Source organism: Methylobacterium sp. AC315, from assembly GCF_979253755.1.
Genome location: NZ_CEEDEA010000170.1, coordinates 1 through 230 on the forward strand (window position 1 = coordinate 1; position 230 = coordinate 230).

Here is a 230-nt window from a genome sequence, read left to right on the forward strand (position 1 = left end):
GCAGAAGATGATCGGCGCGATCATCATCTTGATCAGGCCGATGAAGGCGTCGCCGAGCCACGTCATCGCCTTGCCGGTGGCCGGGTCGTACCAGCCCAGCAGGACGCCGAGCACGAGGGCGATCAGGACCTGGATATAGAGGACCTTGTACCAGGGCTCGCGGGGAGCGCCGGGCGCGGTCGTCGCGTGGGGTGCGTGTGCCATATCCATCCCGTGCACGGTTGCCGTGC

The 230-nt window shown here is 66.5% G+C and carries 1 protein-coding gene; it reads right to left on the reverse strand.

Features of this window, described 5'->3' with window-relative positions:
• A partial coding sequence (locus AC0IY0_RS29155; RefSeq protein ID WP_471766527.1) for a cation:dicarboxylate symporter family transporter occupies positions 1-204 on the reverse strand: 204 nt, incomplete at its 3' end.
• Between the last annotated feature and the right edge of the window lie 26 nt (positions 205-230).